Annotated in this window: 21 protein-coding genes and 8 pseudogenes; 21 read left to right on the forward strand and 8 right to left on the reverse strand. The window is 62.3% G+C overall.

Features of this window, described 5'->3' with window-relative positions; genetic code table 11:
- The 3 genes and pseudogenes from choV to choW all read right to left on the reverse strand — a co-directional run bounded on the left by choV (position 1) and on the right by choW (position 2,346).
- Positions 1 to 1,020 (reverse strand): choline ABC transporter ATP-binding protein, encoded by a 1,020-nt coding sequence (gene choV, locus ACZ1HK_RS05330; protein ID WP_472627788.1) that lies wholly within the window; start codon positions 1,018 to 1,020, stop codon positions 1 to 3.
- Positions 1,017 to 1,454, reverse strand: coding sequence for a GFA family protein (locus tag ACZ1HK_RS05335; protein WP_472627789.1), 438 nt, complete (start codon positions 1,452 to 1,454; stop codon positions 1,017 to 1,019). Before ACZ1HK_RS05335 ends, choV begins: the two co-directional genes overlap by 4 nt.
- Positions 1,451 to 2,346 (reverse strand): annotated as a pseudogene (gene choW, locus ACZ1HK_RS05340) (choline ABC transporter permease subunit). The gene ACZ1HK_RS05335 and the pseudogene choW overlap by 4 nt, the downstream one beginning before the upstream one ends.
- A gap of 270 nt (positions 2,347 to 2,616) precedes the next feature.
- On the opposite strand from choW, the gene ACZ1HK_RS05345 reads away from it, so the two are divergent.
- Positions 2,617 to 3,468 (forward strand): DUF5131 family protein, encoded by an 852-nt coding sequence (locus ACZ1HK_RS05345; RefSeq protein ID WP_472627790.1) that lies wholly within the window; start codon positions 2,617 to 2,619, stop codon positions 3,466 to 3,468.
- Complete coding sequence (tcmP, locus tag ACZ1HK_RS05350; protein WP_472627791.1) at positions 3,465 to 4,343, forward strand: three-Cys-motif partner protein TcmP; 879 nt, start codon at positions 3,465 to 3,467, stop codon at positions 4,341 to 4,343. Before ACZ1HK_RS05345 ends, tcmP begins: the two co-directional genes overlap by 4 nt.
- 255 nt (positions 4,344 to 4,598) lie before the next feature.
- On the opposite strand, the gene choX is transcribed toward tcmP, so the two are convergent.
- A complete protein-coding gene (gene choX / locus ACZ1HK_RS05355) occupies positions 4,599 to 5,543 on the reverse strand; it encodes a choline ABC transporter substrate-binding protein (protein WP_472627792.1) in 945 nt (314 codons plus the stop codon).
- An 85-nt stretch (positions 5,544 to 5,628) separates the two neighbouring features.
- On the opposite strand from choX, the gene betI reads away from it, so the two are divergent.
- The 4 genes and pseudogenes from betI (at position 5,629) to betA (ending at position 10,857) form a co-directional block, all read left to right on the forward strand.
- Positions 5,629 to 6,201, forward strand: a complete 573-nt coding sequence (gene betI / locus ACZ1HK_RS05360) for a choline-binding transcriptional repressor BetI (RefSeq protein WP_472627793.1) — start codon at positions 5,629 to 5,631, stop codon at positions 6,199 to 6,201.
- Positions 6,198 to 7,707 (forward strand): annotated as a pseudogene (gene betC, locus ACZ1HK_RS05365) (choline-sulfatase). Before betI ends, betC begins: the two are co-directional and overlap by 4 nt.
- A 24-nt stretch (positions 7,708 to 7,731) precedes the next feature.
- Positions 7,732 to 9,175: pseudogene (betB, locus tag ACZ1HK_RS05370) on the forward strand (betaine-aldehyde dehydrogenase).
- A 12-nt stretch (positions 9,176 to 9,187) separates the two neighbouring features.
- Positions 9,188 to 10,857, forward strand: a pseudogene (betA, locus tag ACZ1HK_RS05375) (choline dehydrogenase).
- A gap of 1 nt (position 10,858) precedes the next feature.
- On the opposite strand, the pseudogene ACZ1HK_RS05380 reads toward betA, so the two are convergent.
- The 4 genes and pseudogenes from ACZ1HK_RS05380 to ACZ1HK_RS05395 form a co-directional block, all read right to left on the reverse strand.
- Positions 10,859 to 12,072, reverse strand: a pseudogene (locus tag ACZ1HK_RS05380) (vWA domain-containing protein).
- A complete protein-coding gene (locus ACZ1HK_RS05385) occupies positions 12,069 to 12,263 on the reverse strand; it encodes a hypothetical protein (RefSeq protein ID WP_472627794.1) in 195 nt (64 codons plus the stop codon). The pseudogene ACZ1HK_RS05380 and the gene ACZ1HK_RS05385 overlap by 4 nt, the downstream one beginning before the upstream one ends.
- A 44-nt stretch (positions 12,264 to 12,307) precedes the next feature.
- Complete coding sequence (locus tag ACZ1HK_RS05390; RefSeq protein WP_472627795.1) at positions 12,308 to 13,162, reverse strand: AAA family ATPase; 855 nt, start codon at positions 13,160 to 13,162, stop codon at positions 12,308 to 12,310.
- A 2-nt stretch (positions 13,163 to 13,164) separates the two neighbouring features.
- The gene (locus ACZ1HK_RS05395; RefSeq protein ID WP_472627796.1) at positions 13,165 to 13,851 is read right to left on the reverse strand and encodes a hypothetical protein; all 687 of its coding nucleotides are present in this window, start codon (positions 13,849 to 13,851) and stop codon (positions 13,165 to 13,167) included.
- A 138-nt stretch (positions 13,852 to 13,989) separates the two neighbouring features.
- Between ACZ1HK_RS05395 and ACZ1HK_RS05400 the strand changes: the two are divergent.
- From ACZ1HK_RS05400 to ACZ1HK_RS05470, 15 genes and pseudogenes are all read left to right on the forward strand, one after another.
- Positions 13,990 to 15,053: pseudogene (locus tag ACZ1HK_RS05400) on the forward strand (phosphohexomutase domain-containing protein); the annotation flags it as partial.
- A 78-nt stretch (positions 15,054 to 15,131) separates the two neighbouring features.
- Positions 15,132 to 15,368, forward strand: a complete 237-nt coding sequence (locus ACZ1HK_RS05405; protein ID WP_472627887.1) for a hypothetical protein — start codon at positions 15,132 to 15,134, stop codon at positions 15,366 to 15,368.
- Positions 15,369 to 15,566: 198 nt separating this feature from the next.
- Positions 15,567 to 16,481 carry an amidohydrolase family protein gene (locus ACZ1HK_RS05410; protein WP_472627797.1) on the forward strand — a complete coding sequence of 305 codons (915 nt, stop codon included), beginning with the start codon at positions 15,567 to 15,569 and terminating at the stop codon, positions 16,479 to 16,481.
- Complete coding sequence (locus ACZ1HK_RS05415; protein ID WP_472627888.1) at positions 16,406 to 16,951, forward strand: amidohydrolase family protein; 546 nt, start codon at positions 16,406 to 16,408, stop codon at positions 16,949 to 16,951. Before ACZ1HK_RS05410 ends, ACZ1HK_RS05415 begins: the two co-directional genes overlap by 76 nt.
- Positions 16,948 to 17,343: a VOC family protein gene (locus ACZ1HK_RS05420; RefSeq protein WP_472627798.1), complete on the forward strand. Its 396-nt coding sequence runs from the start codon at positions 16,948 to 16,950 to the stop codon at positions 17,341 to 17,343. Before ACZ1HK_RS05415 ends, ACZ1HK_RS05420 begins: the two co-directional genes overlap by 4 nt.
- A gap of 1 nt (position 17,344) precedes the next feature.
- The gene (locus ACZ1HK_RS05425) at positions 17,345 to 18,028 is read left to right on the forward strand and encodes an aspartate/glutamate racemase family protein (RefSeq protein WP_472627799.1); all 684 of its coding nucleotides are present in this window, start codon (positions 17,345 to 17,347) and stop codon (positions 18,026 to 18,028) included.
- Positions 18,028 to 18,939, forward strand: coding sequence for a dihydrodipicolinate synthase family protein (locus ACZ1HK_RS05430; RefSeq protein WP_472627800.1), 912 nt, complete (start codon positions 18,028 to 18,030; stop codon positions 18,937 to 18,939). The genes ACZ1HK_RS05425 and ACZ1HK_RS05430 overlap by 1 nt, the downstream gene beginning before the upstream one ends.
- An 88-nt stretch (positions 18,940 to 19,027) precedes the next feature.
- Complete coding sequence (locus tag ACZ1HK_RS05435) at positions 19,028 to 19,759, forward strand: glycosyltransferase family 2 protein (RefSeq protein ID WP_472627889.1); 732 nt, start codon at positions 19,028 to 19,030, stop codon at positions 19,757 to 19,759.
- A 1-nt stretch (position 19,760) separates the two neighbouring features.
- A complete protein-coding gene (locus tag ACZ1HK_RS05440) occupies positions 19,761 to 20,108 on the forward strand; it encodes a lipid-A-disaccharide synthase N-terminal domain-containing protein (protein ID WP_472627801.1) in 348 nt (115 codons plus the stop codon).
- Between the two features lies 1 nt (position 20,109).
- Positions 20,110 to 20,478 carry an ArnT family glycosyltransferase gene (locus ACZ1HK_RS05445; protein WP_472627802.1) on the forward strand — a complete coding sequence of 123 codons (369 nt, stop codon included), beginning with the start codon at positions 20,110 to 20,112 and terminating at the stop codon, positions 20,476 to 20,478.
- Complete coding sequence (locus tag ACZ1HK_RS05450) at positions 20,478 to 21,731, forward strand: ArnT family glycosyltransferase (RefSeq protein ID WP_472627803.1); 1,254 nt, start codon at positions 20,478 to 20,480, stop codon at positions 21,729 to 21,731. The genes ACZ1HK_RS05445 and ACZ1HK_RS05450 overlap by 1 nt, the downstream gene beginning before the upstream one ends.
- On the forward strand, positions 21,722 to 22,396 hold the full coding sequence (locus tag ACZ1HK_RS05455; RefSeq protein WP_472627804.1) for a phosphatase PAP2 family protein: 675 nt from the start codon (positions 21,722 to 21,724) through the stop codon (positions 22,394 to 22,396). The genes ACZ1HK_RS05450 and ACZ1HK_RS05455 overlap by 10 nt, the downstream gene beginning before the upstream one ends.
- 113 nt (positions 22,397 to 22,509) lie before the next feature.
- The gene (locus ACZ1HK_RS05460; protein WP_472627805.1) at positions 22,510 to 24,915 is read left to right on the forward strand and encodes a GcvT family protein; all 2,406 of its coding nucleotides are present in this window, start codon (positions 22,510 to 22,512) and stop codon (positions 24,913 to 24,915) included.
- Positions 24,912 to 25,043 (forward strand): annotated as a pseudogene (locus tag ACZ1HK_RS05465) (hypothetical protein); the annotation flags it as partial. The gene ACZ1HK_RS05460 and the pseudogene ACZ1HK_RS05465, both read left to right, overlap by 4 nt.
- A gap of 103 nt (positions 25,044 to 25,146) precedes the next feature.
- Positions 25,147 to 26,435: pseudogene (locus ACZ1HK_RS05470) on the forward strand (trimethylamine methyltransferase family protein).
- Positions 26,436 to 26,438 lie beyond the last annotated feature (3 nt).

The following is a 26,438-nucleotide window of genomic DNA, read 5'->3' on the forward strand; positions in this document are numbered from 1 at the left end:
CTACCCGCTGGCGCCGAGCCGCGCGGTGACGCTGTCAGGGGTGACGGTGCCGATGACCTCTCCATCCTGTTCCACACTGAGCGGTGACGGCGTTTCGGCGAAGCGGGTGAGGATATCTTTGACTGGTGTTTCCGCCGGGATGCGCGGGTGATCGGTGGGAATGTCCTGCATGACATCGCGCGCGGTCAGAACCCCAAGCGGGTTCATATTGGCCACAAATTCAGCGACATAAGGTGTTTTGGGTTCCGAGAAGATCTGCCGCGGCGTCCCGATCTGAACGATGCGCCCGCCTTCCATGATCGCGATGCGGTTGCCGATCTTGAACGCCTCATCCAGATCGTGACTGACAAAAATGATCGTACGCTTGAGGTCGCGTTGCAGGTCAAGAAGCTCATCCTGCAGCTTGGTGCGGATGAGCGGGTCGAGCGCTGAGAACGGCTCATCCATCAGTAGGATCGGGGCTTGGGTGACAAAGGCACGGGCCAGGCCCACGCGTTGCTGCATGCCGCCCGAAAGCTCACCCACCTTACGGTCGGCCCAGTCCGACAGGCTGACGAGGGCCAGTTGTTCGTCGACTTTCGCTGTGCGGTCGGCCGCACTTTGGCCTGCCAGTTCAAGGCCGAGGCCGACATTTTCGCGGACCGTGCGCCAAGGCAGCAGGCCGAATTGCTGAAACACCATCGAAACGCAATTCTGGCGCAGATAGCGCAAGTCTTGCGTCGAGGTGCCGGGCAGCGTGCAGTTCCAATCCCCGTCGCGCACATGCACCCTGCCCCGCGCCACGGGATTGAGGCCATTCACGGACCGCAGAAGCGTAGATTTGCCTGAGCCGGAGAGACCCATAAGGACAAGGATTTCACCAGCCTCCACATCCAGGGAACAATCGTGAACACCCAGGACGTGTCCGGTTTCGCGCTGGATTTCGGCGCGGTCCTTGCCGTCATCGGCAAGCTTCAACGCGGGCGCGGGGCGCGGGCCGAACATGATGCAGACATCTTCGAAAGAAACCGCGATGCTCATGTATTGGCCTCGTAGCGCAGGATGCCCGCGACGCCATCGGGCGCGCCGCCATCATTGGGGTGGTTCTGCCCATCATGGACGATGATCTCTGCCAGCTCGAACGGTGTGTGGCCTTCGAGGCAGGCCATGTTGACGCCGAACTCTTCCGGGTTCGAGCGGCGTTGGTGGTGGGTGTAGATGCCACAGGTCTTGCAGAAATGGTGGCGCGCGGTGTTGGTGCCGAACTGGTAAAGCGTCAGGTTTTCCGCGCCTTCGGTGATGGTGAGGCCGTCGAGTGTGGTGGAGACCGCAACCGCCCCGCGCATGGTGCAGAAGCTGCAATCGCAGCGCCGGGCGGAGGCGAGGCCGCCCTTGAGATCGACGGTGAATTTGACATTGCCGCAGTGGCATCGCGCGTTCACGCGCGTGATCGTATCGTGTGCGTTATGCATCATGTTTTCACCCGTAGGGCTCGGTCGAGGACGATGGCGACGACGACGATAATGAAGCCGGACTCGAAACCCAGGCCGGTATTGACCTGGTTGAGCGCGCGGACGACCGGGACGCCGAGGCCGTCGGCACCGACAAGGGCTGCGATCACGACCATGGAGAGCGACAGCATGATGGTCTGGTTCAGGCCGGTCATGATTTGCGGCAGGGCGTAGGGAAGCTCCACCTTCCAGAGCTTTTGGCGGCCCGTGGCGCCGAAGGCGTCGGCGGCTTCAAGCAGCGATGTTGGCGTGGAGGAAATACCCAGATGGGTCAGGCGGATCGGGGCGGGTAGGACGAAGATCACCGTGGCGATCAGGCCGGGGACCATGCCGATGCCGAAAAAGACGATGGCGGGGATGAGGTAGACGAAGGTCGGCAGCGTCTGCATCAGGTCGAGGACGGGGCGCATGGCCGCGTAAAGGCGGGGGCGGTGGGCGGCGGCGATGCCGATGGGCACGCCGAGGCCCATGCAGACGACGCAGGCGGATAGGACGAGAGTGAGGCTTTCGGTGGTTTCCTCGTAATAGTCCTGGTTCACGATGAAGAGGAAGCCGAGGGCCACGAGGGTTGGGACTTTCCAGCCGCGGTGGAAGTACCAGGCGAGCGCGGTGAAGAGCGCGATGATCAGGAACGGGTGCCATTCGGGGGGTAGAGGAAGCTGGCGTCGCGGAGGCGGACGTCCTGAAACCAGCTGGTATTGGGGGGCTGTTGGAGGAGCGCGAGGATGGCTTCGATCATCGCCTCTAGCCCGATGGCGATCAGGTCGAAAAAGCCGGAGAGGTTGGCTTGCAGGCTGTCGAAGACGGCCTCCGCCGCGTCACCGATGCGGAGCTTGCATTCGGTGAGGAACGTGATGGGGCCCGTGACGTCGGGGTCGTTGGGGAAGGTGCACTCGGCAATGCCGTCATCGGCCCACCAGGCGCGCAGGTCGCTCCACCAGCTCATGTCTTTGTGTCCCTTCGGTCGTTTGAGGGGATCATGGCGTGGGTGGGTCGGGATGGAAAGGGGGGAGGTGTGGGGCGGGTTTGCTGCAAGGTTGAGCAAGGGGGTTAAGATGTTGGTTTTGTTGGGAAAGGGGGATTTTGTTAAGGGTTTGTTAAGGGGTTGGGTGCACCCTAGGACAGAATGATACACCTCTTCGAGCAATCCGCGGGGAAATCCCAAAAACCGTTCTCTGTTTGTCCAGTGTCGGGTAAGTTCAAAGAAAAAGGATTGAGCAGCATGGCACAGAAATCTGAAATCGAATGGACCGATGCGACGTGGAATCCCGTGACAGGATGCACGAAAGTCGGCCCGGGCTGCGACCATTGCTACGCTGAGCGGTTCGCAGAACGTTGGCGTGGCATCGAAGGACACCCCTATGAGCAAGGTTTTGATATGCGCCTTTGGCCGTCACGCCTTGAACAACCATCGCTTTGGAAGAAGCCCCGAATGATCTTCGTCAACTCCATGAGCGACCTGTTCCACAAGGACATTCCTCGCGAGTTCATTGACCGTGTGTTCGAGGCCATGGAAGCTGCCGACTGGCACGTCTATCAGGTGCTCACCAAGCGGTCGTCGCTGATGCGCAACTACGTGCGCAGCCGCTACGACGGTGGGCGAGTGCCGACGCACATCTGGCTCGGCGTTTCCGTCGAAAATGCTGCCCACAAAGGGCGGATCGAGCACCTTCGGCAGATCAACTCGGAGGCTCGTTTCATCTCGTTCGAACCGCTGCTCGGACCGATTGGCAAGGTCGATTTGACTGGCGTCGCGTGGGCGATCGTCGGCGGCGAAAGCGGACCCGGCGCTCGTTCAATGGAAGCCGCATGGGCGACCGAATTGCGTATCGCCTGTGAGCGGCACGATGTGGCTTTCTTCTTCAAGCAGTGGGGCGGTGCACGTCCAAAGTCCGGCGGCCGACTGCTCGAAGGCGAAGAGTGGAATGGGTTCCCTTGGCAGATCGTGCCTAAGGCGATCATGGCAGAACTTGCATGAAGAAAGACCACCGGGAGAACACAGTTGGCCCTTGGGCAGCCGCAAAACTTGATGCTTTGGAAGCCTACTTAAAGTTCTACGGAACGGCGCTTAGCAAGCAGTCCTTCACACGTGTTTACATTGACGCATTTGCTGGTGCGTGTGTGGCAAAGGTTCGCGGCGTGGACTCCACGACGGAAACTTCACCATTCTTCGACGAATTGGATGACACAGAGGCGCAGGAGGAATTCATACTTGGCTCGCCAATTCGAGCGCTCAACACGCCGAATGGCTTCCACCGTCACTACTTCTTTGACCTTGATGCAACTCGAGCGGAAACACTTCGTGCGGTTAGTGAAGGAAGGAGCGGAGTGACCGTTGAGGTAGGTGATTGCAATCCCTTGATCCGCGAACTTGCGCCATCGCTGGCTACACCCAACATTCGCGGCGTGGCATTTCTAGACCCCTACGGTGCCCACTTGGAATGGTCGACCATTGAAGCACTGGCAGCAACGGGGACAATGGAAGTAGTCATCAATTTCCCGCTCGCGATGGCCATCAACCGACTCATTACAAGGTCAGGTGTTGTGCCGGAGCGGTGGGCAAACCAATTGACCGCATGTTTCGGAACCGGAGAGTGGCGTGATATTGCTTACAGTCGCGAAATTGATCTGTTCGGACATGAAGTCACTAGCAAAAACGGGAATGTCGCGGAGAGGTTGCTTGATCTTTACATAACTCGGCTCAAGGCACTGTTCCCGTTCGTCGCAAAGCCTCATCTTGTACGCAACACGCGGAACAGCCCGCTCTACTATTTGATTTGGGCTGGGCCGAACAAATTGGGGCTAAAAGGAGCGGACTATATCTTGCGCCAAGGTGAGAAAGTTGGCGGGTAGTTTGCTCTGTTCATCCAGCGCAGTAGCCTTGTAGCCAAAGATTGCCAGAGCGCGACCGCCGCCCCCCCACCGGCTCGGCGATGGACCTGCGCGGTGGCGGGGATGGTGGGTTTCACCCACCCTACGGGGTTGGCGCGGGTGGACAGATGGCGGGACAAGTCCCGCCCTACGGGTGGTGCGACGGGGTGGGTTTAGCGCGAAAAGAAAAGCCCCGCCGTTTCCCGCGGGGCCTCCCCTACTCTCTCCGCTTAAGGCTTACAGCCCCAGCGCTTCTCCAACGGCAGCAGCCGCGTCGCCGCCGTCGATCGTCGTCACACCGTCGAGCCACGCCATGACCGCATCGGGGTTCGCGGCCATCCAGGCCGTCGCCGCATCCGCAGGCTCTTCGCCGTCATTTAGAATGGCACCCATGATCTCGTTTTCCATGGCCAGCGAGAATTCCAGGTTGGTCAGCAGCGCGCCGACATTGGGGCAGGCCTCGACGTAACCGGCGGAGGTATTGGTGTAGACGGTCGCGCCGCCAAGGTTGGGGCCGAACCAATCGTCGCCGCCTTCCAGGTAGGTCAGCTCGAAGTTGGCATTCATCGGGTGCGGTTCCCAGCCAAGGAAGACGACGGGCTCATCGCGGTCGGTGGCGCGGGCGACCTGGGCGAGCATGCCTTGCTCGGAGGACTCGACAACCTCGAACCCGCTGAGGCCGAAAGCGTCGGCCTCGATCATGTCCATGATCAGGCGGTTGCCGTCATTGCCGGGCTCGATGCCGTAGATCTCACCGTCGAGATCGTCAATGGCGGCGGCGATGGAGGCGAAATCGGTGATGCCGAGGGCGGCGCCAGCGGCGTTGGTGGCGAGCGTGTATTTCGCGCCTTCAAGGTTGGCGCGGACGGTGTCGACGGTGCCAGCTTCACGGTAGGGGGCGATGTCCGCCTCCATCGTGGGCATCCAGTTGCCCAGGAAGATGTCGACGTCGCCTTCGGCCAGCGAGGTGTAGGTGACGGGGACGGAGAGGACGAGGATCTCGGTCTCATAGCCCAGCGCCTCAAGCACGACGGTGGTGGCGGCGGTGGTTGCGGTGATGTCGGTCCAGCCCACGTCGGAGAAGGTCACGGTGCCGCATTCGGCGTGGCCATCGGCCATGGCGGCGCCGGCGCTGACGGCGAGCGCGAGGGCGCTGACGGCGGATTTCTTGAGGATTGTCATGTTTCTCTCCCGGTTGGCGGTCTTTTGTTGATTGACCAGTCAATTAAAAACATATTTCTGGGGCAAGGCAATGAAAGGATGCGCAATGCCCCGCACAGGTATGATGGCTATACGGAAGGACGCGCTTGTCAACGCGACGATCGCCGAGATCGGGCGCGCGGGCCATTTGGACGTGACAATGGGCCAGATCGCGAAGGCGGCGGGTGTGTCGAGCGCGTTGGCGCATCACTACTTCGGGTCGAAGGATGAGCTGCTTCTGGCGGCGATGCGGGCGATTCTGGCGGAGTTCGGAGCGGAGGCGCGGGCGCGGTTGGCGCAGGCCGAGGGGCCGATGGCGCGGTTGCGGGCGATTGCGGAGGCGAGTTTTGAGGGGCGGAATTTCCGGGCGGAGGTGATTTCCGCGTGGCTGACCTTCTACGTGATGGCGCAGCGGGACGCGGAGGCGGCGCGGCTTTTGCGGGTTTATCAGCGGCGCTTGGTGGCGAATTTGGTGCATGCATTGCGGCCTTTGTGCGCGCGGCCTGAGGATGTCGCGGCGACGGCGGCTGCATTGATCGACGGGCTTTATATTCGGCACGCACTGGCCGATGCGGGCGCGCCCGACGGAAACGCAGCGGTGGGCCGTGTGATGGACTACCTTGAGGGGGCCGTCGCATGAGCCAGCCGAACATCCTGATCCTGATGGTGGACCAGTTGAACGGGACGCTGTTCCCGGACGGCCCGGCGGAGTGGTTGCATGCGCCGAACCTGAAGGCCCTGGCCGCGCGGTCGACGCGGTTTGCGAATTCCTACACGGCCTCGCCCCTGTGCGCGCCTGCCCGGGCGAGCTTCATGTCGGGGCTTTTGCCATCGAGATCAGGAGTTTACGACAATGCCGCGGAATTTCCGTCGAGTGTGCCGACCTATGCGCATCACTCTGCGGCGGGCGGGGTATTACACCGCTTTGTCGGGCAAGATGCATTTCGTGGGGCCGGACCAGTTGCACGGGTTTGAGGAGCGGCTGACGACCGACATCTACCCCGCCGATTTCGGGTGGACGCCCGACTACCGCAAGCCAGGTGAGCGGATCGATTGGTGGTATCACAATATGGGCTCGGTCACAGGCGCGGGCGTGGCCGAGATAACCAACCAGATGGAATATGACGATGCGGTGGCCTTTGAGGCGGAGCAGAAGCTCTATGACTTGTCGCGGGGGCATGATGCGCGGCCCTGGTGCCTGACGGTCAGCTTCACGCATCCCCATGATCCGTATGTGGCGCGGAAGCGGTACTGGGACATGTATGGGGATTGCGACCACCTGATGCCCGCGGTGGGCGCCCTGCCCTACGAGGATCAGGACCCGCATTCGCAGCGGATTCTGGATGCGAATGATCGGGAGAATTTCGAGATTTCGGACGAGGATATCCGGCGCTCGCGGCGGGCGTATTTCGCGAACATCTCGTATTTGGATGAGAAGATCGGCGGTGTCTTGGACGTGTTGGAGCGGACCCGGCAAGAGGCCATCGTGATCTTCGTTTCAGATCACGGGGACATGCTGGGTGAGCGTGGGCTCTGGTTCAAGATGACGTTCTTCGAGGGCTCGGCGCGCGTGCCATTGATGATCGCGGCACCTGGGATGGAAGCGGGGCTGGTGGAGGCACCCGTCTCGACCATCGATCTGTGCCCGACGCTTTGCGATCTGGCGGGTGTGGACATGGGCGAAGTGATGCCTTGGACGGAGGGCGAGAGCCTTGTGCCATTGGGGCGTGGGGCCACGCGCGTGTCGCCTGTGGCGATGGAATATGCGGCGGAGGCGTCATACTCGCCGCTGGTCGGGCTGCGTGAGGGCAAGTGGAAGTACACGAACTGTGCGTTGGACCCGGAGCAGTTGTTCGATCTGGAGGCCGATCCGCTGGAATTGACGGATCTGGCCGAAGACCCAGCCCATGCGGACGTGCTGGAGCGGTTCCGCGTGATGGCGGCGGCACGGTGGGATCTGGAACGGTTCGATGCGGATGTGCGGCAGAGCCAGGCGTGCCGGTGGGTCGTTTATGAATCGTTGCGGAATGGCGCGTATTACCCGTGGGATTTCCAGCCGCTGCGCGATGCCTCGAACCGCTACATGCGCAATCATATGGATTTGAATGTTGTCGAGGAAAATCAACGGTTTCCTCGGGGCGAGTAGCCCTTTGAAAAGGATGTGTGACTGATGCAACCTGTTGCTTCTCATTTTGTGAATGGCGCCTATCTGGAAGATACGGATGGCGCGGCCATGCCGGTGATTTTCCCCGCAACCGGCGAAGAGATCGCGGTCGTCCATGAGGCGACGCCCGCAGTGGTCGAGGCGGCCCTGAAGGCGGCTTTTGAGGCCCAGAAGGACTGGGCCGCGTGGATGCCGGTGGAGCGCGGCCGCGTGCTGCGTCGCGCGGCGGACATCATGCGGGAGCGGAACCGGGAATTGAGCGAGCTGGAAACGCTCGATACCGGTAAGCCGTTGCAGGAAACGCTGGTGGCCGATGCCACATCGGCGGCGGATGCGCTGGAATATTTCGGCGGGTTGGCCGCGACGTTGACGGGTGAGCATGTGCCGCTGGGCGGTGATTGGGCCTATACGATGCGGGTGCCGCTTGGCGTGTGCGTGGGGATCGGCGCGTGGAATTACCCCACCCAGATCGCGGCCTGGAAGGGCGCGCCCGCCTTGGCCTGCGGCAATGCGATGGTGTTCAAACCATCTGAACAAACGCCGCTATGTGCTTTGAAAGTCGCGGAAATATTGGTGGAGGCCGGGGCGCCTGCGGGTGTCTACAACGTCGTGCAGGGGGCTGGAACGGTCGGGCGGTCGCTGGTTGAAGACCCGCGCACGGCGAAGGTGTCGCTGACCGGATCGGCGGCGACGGGCAAGAAGGTCTACGCCTCGGCGGCGGCACAGATGAAACATGCCACGATGGAATTGGGGGCAAATCTCCCTGATCATCTTCGACGACGCGGATGTGGAAAGCGCGGTTTCGGCGGCGATCAATGCGAATTTCTATGCCTCTGGGCAGGTCTGTTCCAACGGCACGCGGGTCTTCGTGCAGCGTGGGATCAAAGACGCGTTTCTGACGCGATTGGTGGAACGGACGGCCGCCGCCGTGATTGGCGATCCGCGTGACGAGGCCACGAATTTCGGGCCGATGGTGAGTGAAGAACAGCTCGCAATTGTTTGTTCTTACGTTGAAAAGGGCGTGTCCGAGGGCGCACGCATGGTGCATGGCGGCAAGCGGTTGGATCGCCCCGGCTGCTTCATTGAGCCGACGATCTTCGCCGATGTGACCGACGACATGACCATCGCGCGGGAAGAGATTTTCGGGCCGGTCATGTCGGTGCTGGATTTCGAGACCGAGGACGAGGTCATTGAACGGGCCAATGCAACGGATCTCGGCCTGTCGGGGGCGGTGTTCACCGCCGATCTGACGCGCGGGCACAGGGTGGTGCATGCGATTGATGCGGGCTCGGTCTGGATCAATCAGTACAACCTGACGCCAGTGGAAGTGCCATTTGGCGGCATGAAGGGATCCGGCGTGGGGCGTGAGAATTCCAAGGCCGCAATCGAGCATTATTCGCAGCTGAAGACCGTCTATGTCGGCATGTCCCCGGTGGAGGCGGCGTTCTAAATGGTTAACACGATGGAAGCCGACTACATCATTGTGGGTGCCGGATCAGCCGGTTGCGCGATGGCGTTCAGGTTAACGGAAGCAGGCAAATCGGTGCTGGTGGTGGAACATGGCGGGTCCGATTGGGGGCCGTTCATTAACATGCCGGCGGCGCTGTCCTACCCGATGGGCATGAAGCGCTATGATTGGGGCTACGCGTCTGAGCCTGAGCCGCATATGGGCAATCGCCGCATGGCGGTGCCGCGCGGGAAGGTGATCGGTGGGTCGTCGTCGATCAACGGCATGATCTATGTGCGCGGCCATGCGCGCGACTTCGACACCTGGGCCGAGATGGGGGCGGATGGGTGGAGCTACGCCGACGTCTTGCCCTATTTCAAACGGGCGGAGACTTGGCATGGTGATGCGGGCGATCCGGCGTATCGCGGTGACAGCGGGCCGCTTCACATCACGCGAGGAGAACGGAAAAACCCTCTGTTTCATGCGTTTAGCGAGGCCGGGGCGGCTGCCGGTTACGGGGCTACTGACGATTATAACGGCTATCGGCAGGAGGGCTTCGGGGCCTTTGAGATGACCGTGTGGCAGGGCAAGCGCTGGTCGGCGGCGTCGGCCTATCTGAAACCGGCGCTGCGGCAGCCGAACTGCGATTTGGTACGTGGGCTGGTCGAGAAGGTCGTGATCGAAGAAGGTCGCGCCGTGGGCGTGCGGCTGGCGGGCGGCAAGATGCTGCGCGCGCGGGCCGAAGTGGTGCTGGCCGCCGGTGCGATCAATTCGCCTAAAATTCTAATGATGAGTGGAATTGGACCCGGTAAACATCTGAGCGATAACGGAATTTCCGTGGTCGCGGACCGCGCGGGCGTGGGGCAGAACCTGCAAGACCATCTTGAGCTGTATGTGCAATACGCAGCCTCGCAACCGGTTTCTATCGCGCCCTATTGGTCGCTTTGGGGCAAAGCGCTGGTGGGTGCGCAATGGCTGTTCACCAAGACGGGCCTGGGTGCGACGAACAATTTTGAGAGCTGTGGCTTCATCCGCTCGGACAGGGGCGTGGAATACCCAGACATTCAATACCATTTCCTGCCCATTGCGATCCGGTACGACGGCACAACCCCGCCCGGCGGGCACGGATTTCAGGCCCATGTCGGGCCGATGCGCTCCCCTCTCGCGGGGAGATCACGTTGCGCAGCGGCGATCCGAACGATGCGCCGCGCATCCGGTTCAACTACATGTCGACCGAGCAGGATTGGCAGGATTTCAGGCGCGCGATCCGGCTGACGCGCGAGATCTTCCAGACCGATCCCATCGCGCAATATGTCGATCATGAGATTCAGCCGGGTGAAGACGCGCAATCGGACGACGCGTTGGATGCCGTGATCCGGGAGCATGCGGAATCGGCCTATCACCCGTGCGGGACGGCGCGGATGGGGCGTGCGGATGATCCGGGCGCCGTGGTTGACCCGGAAAACCGGGTGATCGGCGTAGACGGGCTTCGACTGGCCGACAGCTCGATCTTTCCGTTGATTCCAAACGGAAATCTGAACGCGCCATCGATCATGGTGGGCGAAAAAGCGGCGGACCATATCCTGGGCCGCAGCCTCCCGGCGGAGAATTTGCCCGCTTGGACAGCACCGGATTGGCACCACGCGCAGCGGGAAGGGCATGTGACCGCGCAGGCGGCCGAATAGGTCAGCCCCCGACCCTGAGGCAGCGCCCGTACGGCACGCTGACCTCGGCCCGGCCAGGCACCGCCCAGATCACAGGATAGGCGGGCGCGGTGGGGCATGGCGCATCGAGGTCGGTCAACATCACCAGAATGGACGGGTTGATCCGGTCTGCGGCCGCGAACACCGGGGCAAAATCGGTGCCGCCCCGGTGCGCAGGTTGAGGTCAGCCAGGGTCGCGCCGAAGCCGTCGATGCGGCGGGTTTCAAACACCTCTTCATCGAAGGCGAGCAGGTGCACCTCGGCCGCGGTGCGGCGGGCAACCCCTTGAACTTCGGCGAAAAAGAGAGATTGGGTGAGAGCATCGATGGAACTGGATGTATCAAGGGCCACGACCACGCGAGGGCGGCTGGCATCACGGGATTGGCCGGGTTGGAAGACAGGCTCTGGCGCGCCACGGTCCAGTGCGTCGGCTGCCATGGCGACCCAGCGCCCGGCGGGACGGCGGTGGGAGGTCCGAGGCTGGTCAGACAAGGCCTTGGCGAGGATGCCGCGCAACTCGACCTCCCACGGGATGGTGGGCGGGGCGAGATCGGCGAGGATGACCCCAAAGCGCCCGATCCCGGTGCCGGCTTTGCGGCCCGCCTCCAGCGCGCGCAACATATGGTTGCGCCAATCCGCGGCTTTCTGAGGCTCGCCTTCCGTATCCGCTTCGCCAAGGTCGAGATCCTGCGCGAAGCCGCGCGTTGCGCCGAAATCGCGTGCTTTTTCAGCGCGTTGCGGATCCGCGTGGAGATGCATGGCCAAGCGGTCCGCATCCCATTCGGAAAGTGCAGCAACGGCAGAGGGGGCGGTATCACCGATGTCCGCCAATAGCTCCGTCAGCATGACGGCAGGGCGCGGAAGGGCGTGATCGGCCAGTTGGAGGGTTTCGTTAATGATGCCATCGGCGGCAAGATCAAAGAGGCTGGGATCAAACCGTTCGCCCAATCGCTCCGCCAGTGCTGCCTTTCGATCCGAGTGCTGCAGCGCAACATGCAGGACGTGATGGGCCGTCAGCCCGACCTGTTCCGCGAGACCTAATTGCTCAAAGCCGAGGCCGTAAAGGATTGTTTCGCCTTGGGTCTTTGTACGCCCGCTTCCGTCGCGGTGCCGACAGGCAAGGGACAAGACAGCAAGGGCCGGGTCAATTTCGCCCAGATGCGCGAGGGCACGGCTGGCGCGGTGCCGCCCGGTCACGGCAGGCCGGCGGCGGCGCGTTCGGACTGGTAGGCCGCGAAGGCATCGGACGTGGCAAAGGCGGCTTGCCAGCCATTGTCGAGCGCTTGCGAGATGAGCAGTTCGAACCCGAAGGTCCCGAGTTCCGCCACCGGCACGCCCACGCGTTCGATCCCGCGCATATCAGCGAGAATTTCGATGGCCGCGGGCAAATTCGCTTCGTTGACCGCACCCAACAGCCCGTAAACGAGTGCCGTTAACCCATGCAGCGTTGGCGGATAAAGGTCAGCCCGTTCAGATCGGGGGTTTGCAACATGGCCTCGACCTGCACGGTTGCCGCGATTTCATCGGCCAGCAGCAGGAATTCGGCGGCCGCAGTCTCCCCCACTGTGCCCGCGACCATGACCTGGCGCGTGGATTTGGCCGGGTTGAGATGCATGATGTCGCTGACGCGGCGCCACGATCTTGGGGTGCAGGCAATGGCGTCCCCGCGGCGAAGGGCTGCTTCGGTTGTCTCGAACAGGTCAGGCCGGGTCTTGAGGAACGCGGCGACACTGGGATGGATGCCTGTGGAGGCTGCGTAGTTTTGCAGCCAATCCTCGGCGTCGGCCTGCACGATCATGTGGATCAAGCGGTCGGACAGGGCGGTTCCCATCTCATACGCGACGGCGCCGTCTTCGACCATATTGCCGGCAGCGACGATCAGCACGTTCGCGGGCAGGACGTGGCGGCCCACGCGGCGTTCCTGCAAAAGCCCGTAGACCGTGGGTTGGAGAGAGGGGGCGGCGGCTGTCAGTTCGTCCAGAAACAGGATCGCGGGCGCGTCGCCGTCTGGCAAATCCTCGGGCCGGTACCAGATGGTCTTGCCCGCGTCATGGTCATAGAAAGGCAAGCCGCGCAGATCCTGCGGCTCAATCGTGGTCAGGCGCAGATCGTGCAAGTCTGCCCCGATTTCAGCCGCCAATTGCGCGATGATCTCGGACTTTCCGACGCCGGGGCGTCCGTGCAGCATCCAAGATGCGGTCAGCCCATCGTCGCGTTGCGCGGCCCATGCGGCGCGCAAAACGTCCAGCGCGCCACCGGCGGAAACGCGGGTTGCGTTGATTGCCATAATCAGGCCTCCGCCGCGTTTGCATCCATCCACGCCGACAGGCGCGCATGGGCCGAAACACCGGCTGCTTCTATGGTAACATCTTGAATATGCTTTTCTTTCCGAAGTTGAGCGCGGTGCAGATCGCGTTCAGTGAGTGTGTCGTCAAATAGGGTGTTCAGGATATCCTGATCCTCCGGGTCCAGGGGAACGATGTGGCGCGACGGCGCGGCCGATTGAACCGATACGAAGGTCAGCGGTGCGACGCGCGCCAGTTCCGATTGCTCGGCCACAAGGCGAAGATCGCCTTCGGCAATCCCGCGGCGGGCGGCGATGCGGCGCAGCAGGGATTTGGCGCGGAACGAAAAGGCATCGAGGGTGCGGTCAGCCTCCTCCTCCGGCATCAGGCGGGTGCGCGCGCTGTCAGACAGGCGCAGGACCTTCAATTCGATGACGCCGATCACGAGGATCATGGCAAGCGGCGCCTGCATGACCGGCAGGGCCAGATCGCGGGAAATGAGGATGGGGACAAGGAAGGGAAATAGGGCCGCGCAATAGCGTAGGAACTGCATCTCAAACAGGAGCCGCAGCCATGTGCCGAACGTTGCCCCGCGCGGCAGGATCTGCACCCGGCCAATGATTTTCTTCGGCAGGGAGCGCGTTTCCAATGCGCCTGGATTGGCGACGGTCTGGGGCGAGAGGATGATCATGGTCTGGTTCTTGGGCCCCGTGGGTCTTGCGGCATTGGGTCAAACATAGCGTCTCACGCGGTCATGCCAATCACGCAGACTGGTCGCGCTGGCCCGCACATGGCTATAACAAGCGGGAGCGACGGGACGGAGCTTGGCATGGAGCCATTGGCTAAACCATTGAATTTCTTCAAGGCCTACGACATTCGCGGGCGGCTGGACGATGATCTGACGCAAGCCAATGCGGAACGGGTTGGGCGCGCCTTTGCCGAGGTTTTGACTGCGCGGCGAGTGGTTCTGGGGCGGGATGTGCGCCCCTCCTCCGCCGGGTTGGCGGGTGCTGTTGCGACCGGAATGGTGCAGGCCGGGGTTGAGGTGCTGGATCTGGGCCTGTGCGGCACGGAAGAGGTGTATTTCGCAACCTCCCATCTGGGCGCTGATGGGGGATTTGTGTGACTGCGTCCCACAATCCGATGGACTATAACGGCATGAAGCTGGTCAAGGCCGGGTCTGCGCCCGTTGGGGCCGAGACTGGTCTGGCAGAGATCAAGGCGCTTGCAGAAAGCGGCGAATTCGCGCCCGGGCGTGCAGGTGGCCGTGTGATCGATGCGACTGGCACGCGCGATGCCTATATAGATTGCATTTTAGGGTTCCTCTCAACCGAGGCCCTTAAGCCACTGAAAATACTGGTGAACGCGGGGAACGGCGCAGCGGGGCCAACTTTTGACCACTTGGCTGAGTCGCTCGCTGAAAGGGGCGTGCCTTGGGAATTCGTACGGATGCACCATTCGCCGGATGGCAGTTTCCCCAACGGCATTCCCAACCCGATGCTGCCGGAAAATCAGCCGCCCACCGCGCAAATGGTGCGTGACACCGGTGCGCATCTGGCCATCGCCTGGGACGGCGATTTCGACCGCTGCTTTTTCTTCGACCATGAAGGCACGTTCATTCCCGGCGAATATGTCGTCGGATTGTTGGCGGAAGTGTTTCTGGAGAAGGAACCGGGGGCCACGATCATCCACGATCCGCGCATTGTCTGGAACACGCAGCATGTGGTGGCGCGGGCGGGCGGGCGCGCCGTGATGTCGAAATGCGGGCATACCAACATCAAGCAAAAGCTGCGTGATGAGGATGCGATCTACGGCGGAGAGATGTCTGCCCATCACTATTTTCGCGACTTCTTCTTCTGCGACAGCGGCATGATCCCCTGGATGCTGCTGTGTGAGTTGCTCGGGCGGCGTGGTGGCACCTTGAAGCAATTGGTCGCGGACCAGATGGCCGCCTTCCCCTCGTCCGGTGAGATGAATTTCCGGGTCGACGATGCGCAAGCCGCTCTTGCGCGCGTCGATAAGGCCCTTGGTCCCAAGGCTTTGGCGCGAGACATTACGGATGGGTTAAGCCTGAGTTTTGAGGATTGGCGTCTGAACCTGCGGTCGTCTAACACAGAGCCGCTTTTGCGTCTGAATGTTGAGGCGATAGGGCGTGTGGACCGGCTAAAATCGGGACTGGAAACAGTGAGTGCGCTGATTTCCCAGTGATGGGAATAGAGGTGGTATAAGCACAATTTTGTGGAGCACCAATGAGTATTTGACCTCTTCTGGGAATAGAAATCAAAAGGAGTGAGGTCTGTTTTCATCTATTGGGATCTACTTATCCACAAGTATATCCACAAGTGAGGCATCAGCTCGGACGTTCAGGTGCTTGTCACCCCATCACCCGCGCCGCATGCTCTGGATATGGGGCATCGTTCTGATTTCGTGATCCGTGGGGCTGACTTGCTGGACCGTCTGGGTCGGCGGCGTGCGGATATCCTTGTCTCCGACGGGAAAATTGGCGCAATTGGCGCGGATCTTGATAAATCGCTGCCGACCCACGACGCACCCGGCTTGGTGGCCACCCCAGGCGGCGTGGACCCACACGCTCATATCGAACAGAAATCCGGGATGGGGCTTTGGAACGCGGACAGTTTTGAAACCGCGACACGGTCGGCCGCGCTTGGTGGGACGACGTCCGTCATCTCCTTCGCGGCGCAAGGAAAAGGTGAGCGATTAAGCGACGTTGTGGAGGATTACTCCGCCCGTGCACAGCGCGGTGCGATGATCGATTATGCCTTCCACCTGAGCCTGTCTGACCCCGATGCGCCGCATTTTGACGATGATCTGCGTGCATTGATCGCGGCCGGGCATCGGACCGTGAAGGTCTTCACCACGTACAACATCGCGCTAAATTCAGATCAAATCGCCCATATCCTGTCGATCACCGGCCCGGCTGGCGCTCTGACCTGTGTTCATGCCGAAGACGATGCCATCTTAAGTGCGGCGCGTAACAAATTGATTTCGAGAAATAAAACAGAACCGAAGCACCACGCTGAAGCGCGCCCGCGGGCGGCGGAAGCCGAGGCCGTAAAACGCATCTGTGCGATGGCAGAGCAACTTTCCGCACCGGTCATGATATTCCATGTCACCTGCATTGAGGCGCTTGAAGCTGTCCGGGCCGCCCGAAAACGGGGGCGCCAGTCTTCGCCGAGACCTGTACGCATTACCTGTTTCAGACCGCCGAAATCCTCGACCAAGGCATTGAAGGCGCGAAGTGGATGTGTTCGCCGCCGCAACGGGCCAAAGCGGACCAATTGGCGTTGTGGGACGGGTTAAGCGACGGGACGCTCGACCTGATCTCATCCGACCACGCGCCCTATCGCTTTGATGAAACGGGGAAATTGCGCACCGGCCCGAACCCACCTTTCCCGGAGATTGCAAATGGCCAACCCGGGTTGGAGACGCGCCAACCGCTTCTGTTTGATGCCATCGTGTCCCAGGGCAAGATGCCTGCCCCTGCCTTCGCTCAGCTAACCGCATCGCGGGCTGCGGAGATTTACGACCTGCCCGGCAAGGGTGTGCTTGAAGTGGGCGCGGATGCCGATATCGTGCTGTGGGATACAGGCCAGACTCACACCTACGGAGCCAATGACCTGCACGACAACGTGGGTTATAATCCGCATGAAGGACGCACCGTAACCGGCTGGCCCAACGATGTTTTCCTTCGTGGCGACAGAATTGTCAGCGACGGTGTCCTGACCACGCAACCCGGCCAAGGCCGATGGATCAACCGGAGGCCCAGATGACACAACGCCCGGACGCACCGAACCAGCTTGCGATCACCTTTCTGTACTACAAGGACCTTGCGCGGGCCGAAGCCTTCTATCGCGACGTGATGGGCTTTCCGTTGGTGATCGACCAGCAGGGCCTCGCCAAGATCATGCGGGCGTGCGAGGGCGCGCATATCGGCCTCGTGGACGAGGCGCACGGGATGCACAAATGGGCCGAAACACGACCCGTTCAGTTCTGCATTCGAGTGCCGGATGTGGATGCGTGGTACGCCTATATCGAGAACCAAGGCGTTGAAAACCTGAGCGAAATGTTCGTCAACGATGCCATTGGCATCCGCGCCTTCGTCTTTGACGACCCAGAGGGCTATCAGGTCGAAATCCAGACCGCCACACGAGAGGGCGCGTGATTTGGGCGACAAGAGATACCTCTATGTTCTGAACCCGAACGCCTCGGACAGCGTGACGCTTGGCATTCAGGAGGCCGTGCGCCCGTTGGAGGGGTTCGGGCGACGTATCATCTGCATGGGCAACAGTCAGGGGCCCAAAGGGATCGAGACGCAGGCGCAGGCGGATCTGACGATTCCTCAGACCTTGAAACTGGCCGCGCAGGTCGAGGATCCGGCGGCCGGGTTCGTGATTGCGTGTTTTGGCGATCCGGGTCTGCACGCCTTGCGAGACCAAACGGCCAAGCCCGTTCTGGGCATTCAGGAAAGTGCAGTGATGACCGCGATGACCCTTGGCCAACGCTTTGGGATCATTGCGATATTGCCGGGGTCGATCCCGCGCCATCTGCGCAGTCTGGGGGCCATGGGTGTGCTCGATCGGTTGGCGGGGGACCGGGCCATCGGGCTGCATGTGAATGAGTTGAACGATGCCGGGCGCACGCTGGAGCGGATGACGGAGGTGGGCCGCCGGTTGCGTGACGAGGATGGCGCAGATGTCTTGATCATGGGATGCGCCGGCATGGCGCGGTTTCGCTTTCCTTTGGAGAAAGCTTTGGGCATTCCGGTGGTGGAGCCTTGCCAAGCCGCCGTCGCCATGGCCCTGCCCCGTATCGCCTTGAAACAATTCCACAAAGTTGGAGAGAGCTGATGCTTGATGAACGCGCGTCTGGTGTTTTCACCATTGCGGCCACGCCGTTTCTGCCGGATGGGGCGCTGGACCTCGACAGCATCGACTCGATGGTCGATTTCTACCTGGAAAAGGGCGCGACGGGCCTGACGATCCTTGGGATCATGGGCGAGGCTGGCGAGCTTTCCGCCAAGGAATCCGAGGCCGTGATCCAGCGCGTGACAGCACGCACGGATGTGCCGGTGGTCGTGGGCGTGTCTGCGCCGCGGATCGAGGCGGTGGAGCGGTTCAGCGAGATCGCGATGGGGCACGGTGCTGCGGGTGTGATGGTTGCCCCGCAAGGCACGCCGCGCGCCGATGATGAGGTGATCGCCTATTTTCACGATGTGGCCCGGCGGTTGGGCGACACGCCTTGGGTTTTGCAGGATTTTCCGCTGGTCACGAAAATCAATATTTCGGCACTGGTTTTGCGCGCGATTTTCGACACGTGCCCGAATTGTGTGATGCTGAAGCATGAGGATTGGCCGGGGCTGGAGAAGATCTCTACCCTGCGTCAGGCGGAAGCGGACGGGGCGCGCAAGGTCTCGATCCTGTGTGGCAATGGCGGGCAGTTCCTGCTGGAAGAAATGCTGCGAGGGGTGGACGGCGCCATGACGGGATTTGCGTATCCTGAGATGATGCGCGATGTCGTAAGCCTTTGTAACAGCGGGGATATTGAGCGTGCGCGGAACATTTTCGACGCCTATCTGCCCTTGGTGCGGTATGAATGTCAGCCCGGTCTGGGATTGGCGGCGCGTAAATACATCCTCGCCAAGCGGGGCGCGATTGCGCATTCCAAAGCGCGCAAGGCGGGGGCGGAGTTGAGCCCGGCTGCAATGACCGAGATTGACACGTTGATCGCCCGGCAGGACGCGCGGCTTTCCGCGTTGTGAGGTCAGGCCCCCTTTCGGGGCGCGCGCCTTTGGCCTAAAGCCCTTTGGACCGCTCAAGGAACGCCTGAATGACCGCCCCCGTTTCGCCATTGTCATCCCGATGCTGAATGAGGCCGAGACCGTGCCACATCTGCTGGGGGCTTGCGTGACGGCGGCGGAGCCATTGGGGCCGTTCGAGATTTGCGTGACCAATGACGGGTCGACCGACGCGACGGGCGAGGCCCTGCTGGCCTTCCGTGCGGCGCATCCCCAGGCACAGCTGACGATCCTGACGCATCCGGTGCCAGCGGGCCAATCGGCGGCAGTGCACTCGGCGGTGCGCGCCGCGCGTGCGCCGATCATCGCGACGCTGGATGGCGACGGGCAAAATCCGCCCGAGGAATTGCCCAAGCTGTTGGCAGAGTTACTGGACGGACCAGAGACATTGGGGCTGGTGGCGGGACAGCGCGTCAAGCGGGACGATCCGCCTGCGAAACGCCTCGCGTCCAAGGCCGCAAACGCGCTACGCAAGGCGCTGTTGAAGGACGGGACGCGCGATACGGGTTGCGGCCTGAAGGCGTTCCGGCGCGATGCCTTCCTCGCCCTGCCCTATTTCAACCATATGCACCGGTTCCTGCCCGCCCTGTTCCAGCGCGATGGCTGGGGCATTGCCCATGTCGACGTGGCGCACAAACCGCGCACGGCCGGGGCCTCAAAATACACAAATCTGGGGCGCGCGATTGTGGGGGCCTCGGACCTGTTTGGCGTTGCATGGCTGATCCGGCGGCGGCGCAAGGTGGCCCCCGCTGAAGTGCACATCGACCGAGCGGAGGAGGTCTGACATGCAGGAATGGCTTTTTGATTTCCTCAACCTCGACAATTGGTTAGAGTTCTGGTGGGTCACGCTGGGCTTTGTGGCGCAGGCGATTTTCGCCTCGCGCTTTATCGTTCAATGGATCGCGTCTGAACGCGCCGGACGCTCCTATGTGCCGATCGCGTTCTGGTATCTGTCGATCTCGGGCGGGTTGTTGATGCTGGCCTATGCGATCTACCGCGCGGACCCGGTGTTCATCCTGGGGCAATCGACGGGCGTGATCGTCTATGCGCGCAACCTGATGCTGATCCGCCGCTCGAAAAAGGCGGATGCGGCCGAGGCCGAAGCCGCGGATGCCGCCCACGAGAAGGCCTGACATGGCGCTTCTGGCGCACCGGCTGGCCCCGCTTGCGCTGCTGGTGCTGGCCTTGCTGAGCCTGGGTGTAGGGTTGGCCGAGCTGCCGGTGCAGGACCGCGACGAGGCGCGTTTCGCGCAGGCCGCGCGGCAGATGGCGCAAACGGGTGATCTGATCGATATTCGCCTTCTGGATCAGCCGCGCCACAACAAACCGGCCCTGATCTATTGGCTCCAAACGGTGGCACAATGGGCGACGGGGGCGGACGGCACGACGCCGATTTGGGTGCATCGCCTGCCCTCCTATCTGGCAGGCGTGTTGTCGGCCCTGGCGCTTTATTGGGCGGCGCGTCCCATGCTCGGGCGCAGGGCGCCCTCGTCGCGGGGGTGATGTGTGCGACGATCTACATGGTCCATTCCGAGGCGCGTACGGCCAAGACCGACGCGGCGCTGCTTTTGTCGGTGATCCTGGCCATGGGGGCCTTGGGCCGGGTCTGGCTCGATCAGGCGAAGGGCTGGCTGATCCCGGCGATCTTCTGGACGGCTTTGGCGGCAGGATTCCTGCTGAAAGGGCCGATGGTGGCCTTGCCGGTTGTCGGCGCAATGGCTTGGTGCGGCTGGAACGCACGCAGCCTGCGCTGGCTGTCTGGGCTGAGGCCGCTGGTGGGCGGGCTGTGGTTTCTCGCCCTCTCGGCCCCATGGTTCATCGCCATCACAATCGTCACAGACGGCGCATTCTGGTCCGGCTCGGTCGGCGGCGATTTGACCGACAAGGTCCTCGCCAGTGGGGAGCATTCCGGCAGCCTGCCGGGCCAATATTTGTTAACCACTTGGTTCACCTACTGGCCTTGGACCCTGCTGATCCCGCTTGGGCTGGTCTATGGTTGGGCCACGCGGAAGACCCCTGAGACGGCTTTCACTTTGGGCTGGCTGATCCCCGGTTGGCTGGTGTTTGAGGCCGTGCCGGTGAAGCTGATCCACTACACCCTGCCGCTTTACCCGGCGCTGATGATCCTGTGTGCGGCGGCCCTTGTGCAGATGCTGGACGGCGCGCGGGTTTTTCGCGGCTGGCCCGCCTGGATCGGGTCTGCCGGGTTTGCTTTGGGGGCGCTACTGATGGCCGGGCTGATGGTGGCCTTTCCCGTGGTCTATGGACCCGGGATAAATTGGCTGAGTGTCGCCGGTGCTCTTGTCACGCTGGGTGCCGCCACCGCCGCATTGGTCGCGTTCTGGCGCATGCGGGTACCACTTGGGATTGGCGCGCTGGCGCTTTCAGGAATTGTCATGGGCTGGACGTTGACCGCCGTGTCCCTGCCCGCCGCGCGCGACCTGTGGCTTGCGCCGCACTTGGCGGACGCGATGGCAGCGCATGCGTGCGTGCGCGACCCGGTCGCCCTAGTTGGTTATCATGAGCCGTCCGCCGCGTTCCTTCTGGGGGGCAATGTCCGGCTGATGGAGGAAGACGGCGCGCTGGCCTACCTCGCCGATGGGGAGAACCGGGCGGCCTGGATCCCCGCGGACGGAGAGGACGGCGTTCTCGGGGTCACGGCGATCCGAGGCGTAAACTCGGCCAACTTCCGGGATGTTGCGCTACGACTATGGGTGTCGCCGGGCATTCCGGCACCAGAAAATCCATGCGGCTAGCCCTTTTTCTGTTGGCGCTCTTGCTGGCGTTCATTGCGGATGCGCCAGTGCACCGAGCCCTGTCCGCCGCGCCTGAGGGTGTCGCACAGGCAGCGGCATATGTGACCTGGATCGGCAAGACGGATTGGCAGGCTCTGGTCCTCATCACCTTGATGATCGGCGCGGCTTTGGCCCGCCCGACCCCGGTCTCGGCGGCGGTCCTGAGGTTGGCAGTGGCCTGCTTTCTGCTGATCCTTCTGACCGGGATCGCAGTTCAGGCGCTGAAATATGGCTTCGGACGGCCTCGCCCCGCCTATCTGAACGGGCTGTCACCCATGACCTTCGCGCCGTTTTCCTTTCAGCTGGGGTGGAAGGCCTTTCCGTCCGGGCATGCCACCACGATGGGTGCGCTTGCGGTGATGGCCTGCCGGATCTGGCCGAGGGCATGGATATACGCGTGGGGATTGTCCGTGCTGGTTGCGGTCAGCCGGGTGCTGGTGGGCGTTCACTATGTCTCGGACGTCGTCGCGGGGCTGGCGCTTGGCGCAGTCTTGGCCGGATGGATGCTGGATCGCTGGCGGGTAACGGAGCCTTTCGCGGATGGCGGCACGCCGATGACGGGGCTGCGGGCCATTCCGCGCACATTCGGGCGATTGATTGCGGCGTTGATCAAGCCGGCCCAATAGCCCCGTGTCGCGGATATGGCCGCCAGAGGTCGCAATCCATCTGGACAGGTATGTCTAATCCTCCCTAGCCTTGGGTCGAGAGACAGATTCGACCCTGACGGAGACCGTAACCCATGAAATCCCATTACCGCGTTGTCGTGATCGGAGGGGGCGTTGTCGGCTCTTCCGTGTTGTATCACCTGGCCAAGATGGGCTGGACGGATTGCGTGATGCTGGAACGCTCGGTCCTGACGGCGGGGTCGTCGTGGCATGCGGCGGGCGGCATCCATGCGCTGAACGCGGACCCGAACATGGCGGCGCTGCAGGCCTATACCATTGATTTGCTGAGCGAAGTGGAGGCCGAGAGCGGGCAGAACATCGGCCTGCACATGACCGGCGGATTGACCTTGGCGGGCACGCCAGAGCGCTGGGAATGGCTGCAATCGGCGTACCGGACGTTCCAGTCCATCGGCATTCACGATTGCCACCTGATGACGCCGGAGGAGGCGAAAGAGGCCTGCCCGATCATGTCCACTGACGGCGTGTTGGGCGCGCTTTGGGCGGATCGCGAGGGGTATGTGGATACCACCGGAACCGTTCATGCCTACGCGATTGCCGCCAAGAAACGCGGGGCGGAGTATTATGAGCACACCAAGGTCGAAGAGCTGATCCAGACCGCCGATGGCTGGCAGGTTGTGACCGACAAGGGCACGATCACCTGCGAGCATGTGGTGAATGCGGGTGGTCTTTGGGCCAAGCAATTGGGGCGCATGGCAGGGATCGAACTGCCCGTCTCGCCGCTCAAGCACCATTATCTGATCTCGGATAGCATCCCGGAGCTGGAGGCGCTCGATTTCGAGGTGCCGATGACCGTGGACCTCGAAGGCTTCACCTATATGCGGCAGGACCAAAAGGGCCTTCTGCTTGGCATTTACGAGATCGAGCACGAGCATTGGGCCATGGACGGTGCGCCGTGGGACTACGGGATGGAGCTGTTCCAGGAACAGACGGATCGTATTGAAAACGAACTGATTTTGGGGTTCGAGCGGTATCCGGCGCTGCAGCATACCGGTGTCAAAACCTGGGTGAACGGGGCGTTCACCTTCTCGCCCGACGGCAACCCGCTTGTGGGCCCGGTACCAGGTGTGAAGGGCTATTGGTGCGCCTGCGCGGTCATGGCGGGCTTCCTGCAGGGCGGCGGCGTGGGCAAGTCCCTGGCCGAATGGATGGTCGAGGGCGAAACCGAGGCCGACACCTACTGCATGGACGTCGCACGCTACGGGAAGTTTGCGGAGAACCGGGAGTATATCAAACAGACGACGGGGCAGTTCTACTCGCGCCGGTTTGTGATGTCATACCCCAACGAACAGCTCCCCGCGGGGCGTCCTTTGAAGCGCGCGCCGGCCTATTCGGACATGACGGCGGCGGGCTGTCGCTGGGGTCAGTCATGGGATTTGGAGGTGCCCCTCTACTTCGCACCCAGTGAGGATTTTGAGGAAAACCTGACGCTCAAGCGCTCAAACGCCCATGACATCGTGGCTGAGGAATGCAAGGCAGTCCGCGAGGGCGTGGGCCTTCTCGACATCTCGGGCTTCTCGCGGTTCGAAGTCTCCGGCCCAAACGCGGAGGCGTGGTTGGACAACCTGATGGCGTCGAAATTACCGGGGCGGGGCCGCGCGAAACTGGCGCCGATGTTGGCGCCTTCGGGTCGGTTGATGGGGGACCTTACGGTCTTCAACTGGGGCGACGGGACGTGGTGGATCATGGGCTCCTACTACCTTCGGGCGTGGCACACGCGGTGGTTCAACGACCACATGGCCGAAGGAGTCGCCGTGCGCGATTTGGGCGAAGAGATGTGCGGCTTTTCCTTGTCCGGGCCGAAGTCGCGGGCGGTGTTGCAGAAGCTTGTCACCAACGACCTGACCCCGATGCCGTTCATGGGCTGTGCCACGTTTGACGTGGGCCTGATCCAGGCCCGGGTCGCGCGGATCAGCGTCACGGGTGAGATGGGCTATGAGATCAACTGCCGTTATGGCGATCACATCACGCTGCGGCGGATGCTGTTGGAGGCGGGCGCCTCGGAGGGGATCAAGGAAGTCGGCTTCAACGCGCTGCTGTCGACCCGTTTGGAGAAGAGCTTCGGCATCTGGTCGGCGGAATTCACCATGGGCTACACCGCCGCACAGACAGGCATGGATCGCTGGATCGACTGGGATAAGTCGTTCATTGGCAAGGATAAAGCGTTGATCGAGCGGGACGGAAATGGACCGGCGCAAAAGGTGGTGACGCTCGAAATCGCGGACGGGGATTCCGACGCGATTGGGTATGAACCGGTCTGGCAGAACGGCGAGATGGTGGGCTTCGTGACCTCGGGCGGTTACGGCCACACACTTGGCAAATCGCTCGCCATGGCGATGGTGAATGTGGAGGCGGCAGGCGAAGGCACGGACCTGTCGGTGCATATTGTGGGCGTTGAACGCGGGGCGAAAGTTGTGCCGCCCTCGCCCTACGACCCCCAAGGCAAAGCGATGCGGGGATGAGCCGCCGAAATCGCGCCCGCAACGCTTCCGGCCCGCGCCCCTCGGCGCGGGTGACGAATTATCGGCAGTTGAAAAACCCGTTCCCGCCGATGGATGTCTTCACCGCCGACCGGATCGAGGCAATGCACGAGGCGGCGTTGAGCGTGCTGGAAGATCTGGGTGTGAAGGTCCTGCTGCCGGAGGCGATCGGAGATGTTTCGCGCGGCGGGGGCGACGGTGCGAGACGACGACATGGTGCATATCGGGCGCGAGATCGTGGCCGAGGCGCTGGCTACTGCCCCCACCCGGATCGACGGCCGCGCCGGATCGCGCGAACGGGACATCGTGCTGGAGCTTGGAAGCCTTGTGTTCCAGCCCGGCGCGGGCGCGCCCCACGCGACGGATGAAATCCGAGGTCGCCGCCCCGGCAGCGCGCGGGATTTCCGTGAATTGGTGCAACTGACCCACCATTTCGACGTCTTCCAGATGATGCCGCCCTTGGTCGAGCCGCAGGATGTCGCCACCAACATCCGCCACTACTACACGCTGGAAACCCAGCTGACGGAGTCGGACAAATTCCCCTTCATCTTCTCACGTGGCACCCCACAAGTGGCGGAGAGCTTTGAGCTTTTGCGTGATTTTCGGGGGCTGTCGGACGCCGAGTTCCAAGCCGAACCGTATTGCTACACGATCATCAACACCAACTCGCCCCGCACGCTCGACATTCCCATGGCGCAGGGCTTGATCGACTTTGCCCGCGCCGGTCAGGTCTCCATCATCACGCCGTTTACTCTGATGGGGGCCATGGCACCCATCACCGTGGCGGGTGCGATCACGTTGAGCCATGCAGAGGCACTCGCGGCCCTCACGCTCACGCAACTCGCCCGGCCCGGCGCGCCGGTCTGCTACGGCACCTTCACCTCAAACGTCGACATGAAATCGGGTGCGCCTGCCTTCGGCACGCCCGCGCATTTCCAGGCCTCGCTGGCGGCGGGACAACTGGCGCGCTTCATCGGGCTGCCCTGGCGGTCCGCGGCGGGATCGGCGGCGAACCTCAACGACGTGCAGGCGGCCAATGAAAACCAGTTCGGCCTATGGGGGTGCCTGATGGCCGGGGCCACTGTGGTGATCCACTCGGCGGGCTGGCTCGAAGGGGGCTGAGCGTGTCCTACGAGAAGTTGGTGACAGATGCGGAAGTGCTGAACATGGTGGCCGAGCTCTGCGCCGGCGCGCAGGCGGGGGAGGCTGAGATCGGCCTTGATGCCATCGCCGAGACGCAGCCGGGTGGCCATTTCTTTGCCGCCGCCCAGACCATGGCGCGCTATCAGACCGAATTCTATGAACCGATTGTGCATGATTATGCGAATTTCGGCACCTGGACGGAACGCGGGGCCAAGGATGCCTCCACCCGGGCGCGCGACATCTGGCAGGGGATCGTGGCCAATCCGAACCGCCCTGCCATAGACCCGGACCGTCATGCCGCGCTAAAGGAGAGTATTGCGAAGATGACCGCCAAGGGCGGCGCGTACCCTGAAAGCTAAGAC

This window comes from Gymnodinialimonas sp. JB5-7 (assembly GCF_055693405.1).

Coding starts and splice junctions, on each gene's coding strand:
- betI (WP_472627793.1), top strand. CDS start 5,629: ATGCCCCGCACAGGTATGATGGCTATACGGAAGGACGCGCTTGTCAAC.
- ACZ1HK_RS05390 (WP_472627795.1), bottom strand. CDS start 13,162: ATGGCAATCAACGCAACCCGCGTTTCCGCCGGTGGCGCGCTGGACGTT.
- ACZ1HK_RS05450 (WP_472627803.1), top strand. CDS start 20,478: ATGTGTGCGACGATCTACATGGTCCATTCCGAGGCGCGTACGGCCAAG.
- choV (WP_472627788.1), bottom strand. CDS start 1,020: ATGAGCATCGCGGTTTCTTTCGAAGATGTCTGCATCATGTTCGGCCCG.
- ACZ1HK_RS05405 (WP_472627887.1), top strand. CDS start 15,132: ATGAATTTCCGGGTCGACGATGCGCAAGCCGCTCTTGCGCGCGTCGAT.
- choX (WP_472627792.1), bottom strand. CDS start 5,543: ATGACAATCCTCAAGAAATCCGCCGTCAGCGCCCTCGCGCTCGCCGTC.
- ACZ1HK_RS05410 (WP_472627797.1), top strand. CDS start 15,567: ATGGGGCATCGTTCTGATTTCGTGATCCGTGGGGCTGACTTGCTGGAC.
- ACZ1HK_RS05430 (WP_472627800.1), top strand. CDS start 18,028: ATGCTTGATGAACGCGCGTCTGGTGTTTTCACCATTGCGGCCACGCCG.
- ACZ1HK_RS05455 (WP_472627804.1), top strand. CDS start 21,722: ATGCGGCTAGCCCTTTTTCTGTTGGCGCTCTTGCTGGCGTTCATTGCG.
- ACZ1HK_RS05345 (WP_472627790.1), top strand. CDS start 2,617: ATGATACACCTCTTCGAGCAATCCGCGGGGAAATCCCAAAAACCGTTC.
- ACZ1HK_RS05395 (WP_472627796.1), bottom strand. CDS start 13,851: ATGATCATCCTCTCGCCCCAGACCGTCGCCAATCCAGGCGCATTGGAA.
- ACZ1HK_RS05460 (WP_472627805.1), top strand. CDS start 22,510: ATGAAATCCCATTACCGCGTTGTCGTGATCGGAGGGGGCGTTGTCGGC.
- ACZ1HK_RS05335 (WP_472627789.1), bottom strand. CDS start 1,454: ATGATGCATAACGCACACGATACGATCACGCGCGTGAACGCGCGATGC.
- ACZ1HK_RS05445 (WP_472627802.1), top strand. CDS start 20,110: ATGGCGCTTCTGGCGCACCGGCTGGCCCCGCTTGCGCTGCTGGTGCTG.
- ACZ1HK_RS05440 (WP_472627801.1), top strand. CDS start 19,761: ATGCAGGAATGGCTTTTTGATTTCCTCAACCTCGACAATTGGTTAGAG.
- tcmP (WP_472627791.1), top strand. CDS start 3,465: ATGAAGAAAGACCACCGGGAGAACACAGTTGGCCCTTGGGCAGCCGCA.
- ACZ1HK_RS05420 (WP_472627798.1), top strand. CDS start 16,948: ATGACACAACGCCCGGACGCACCGAACCAGCTTGCGATCACCTTTCTG.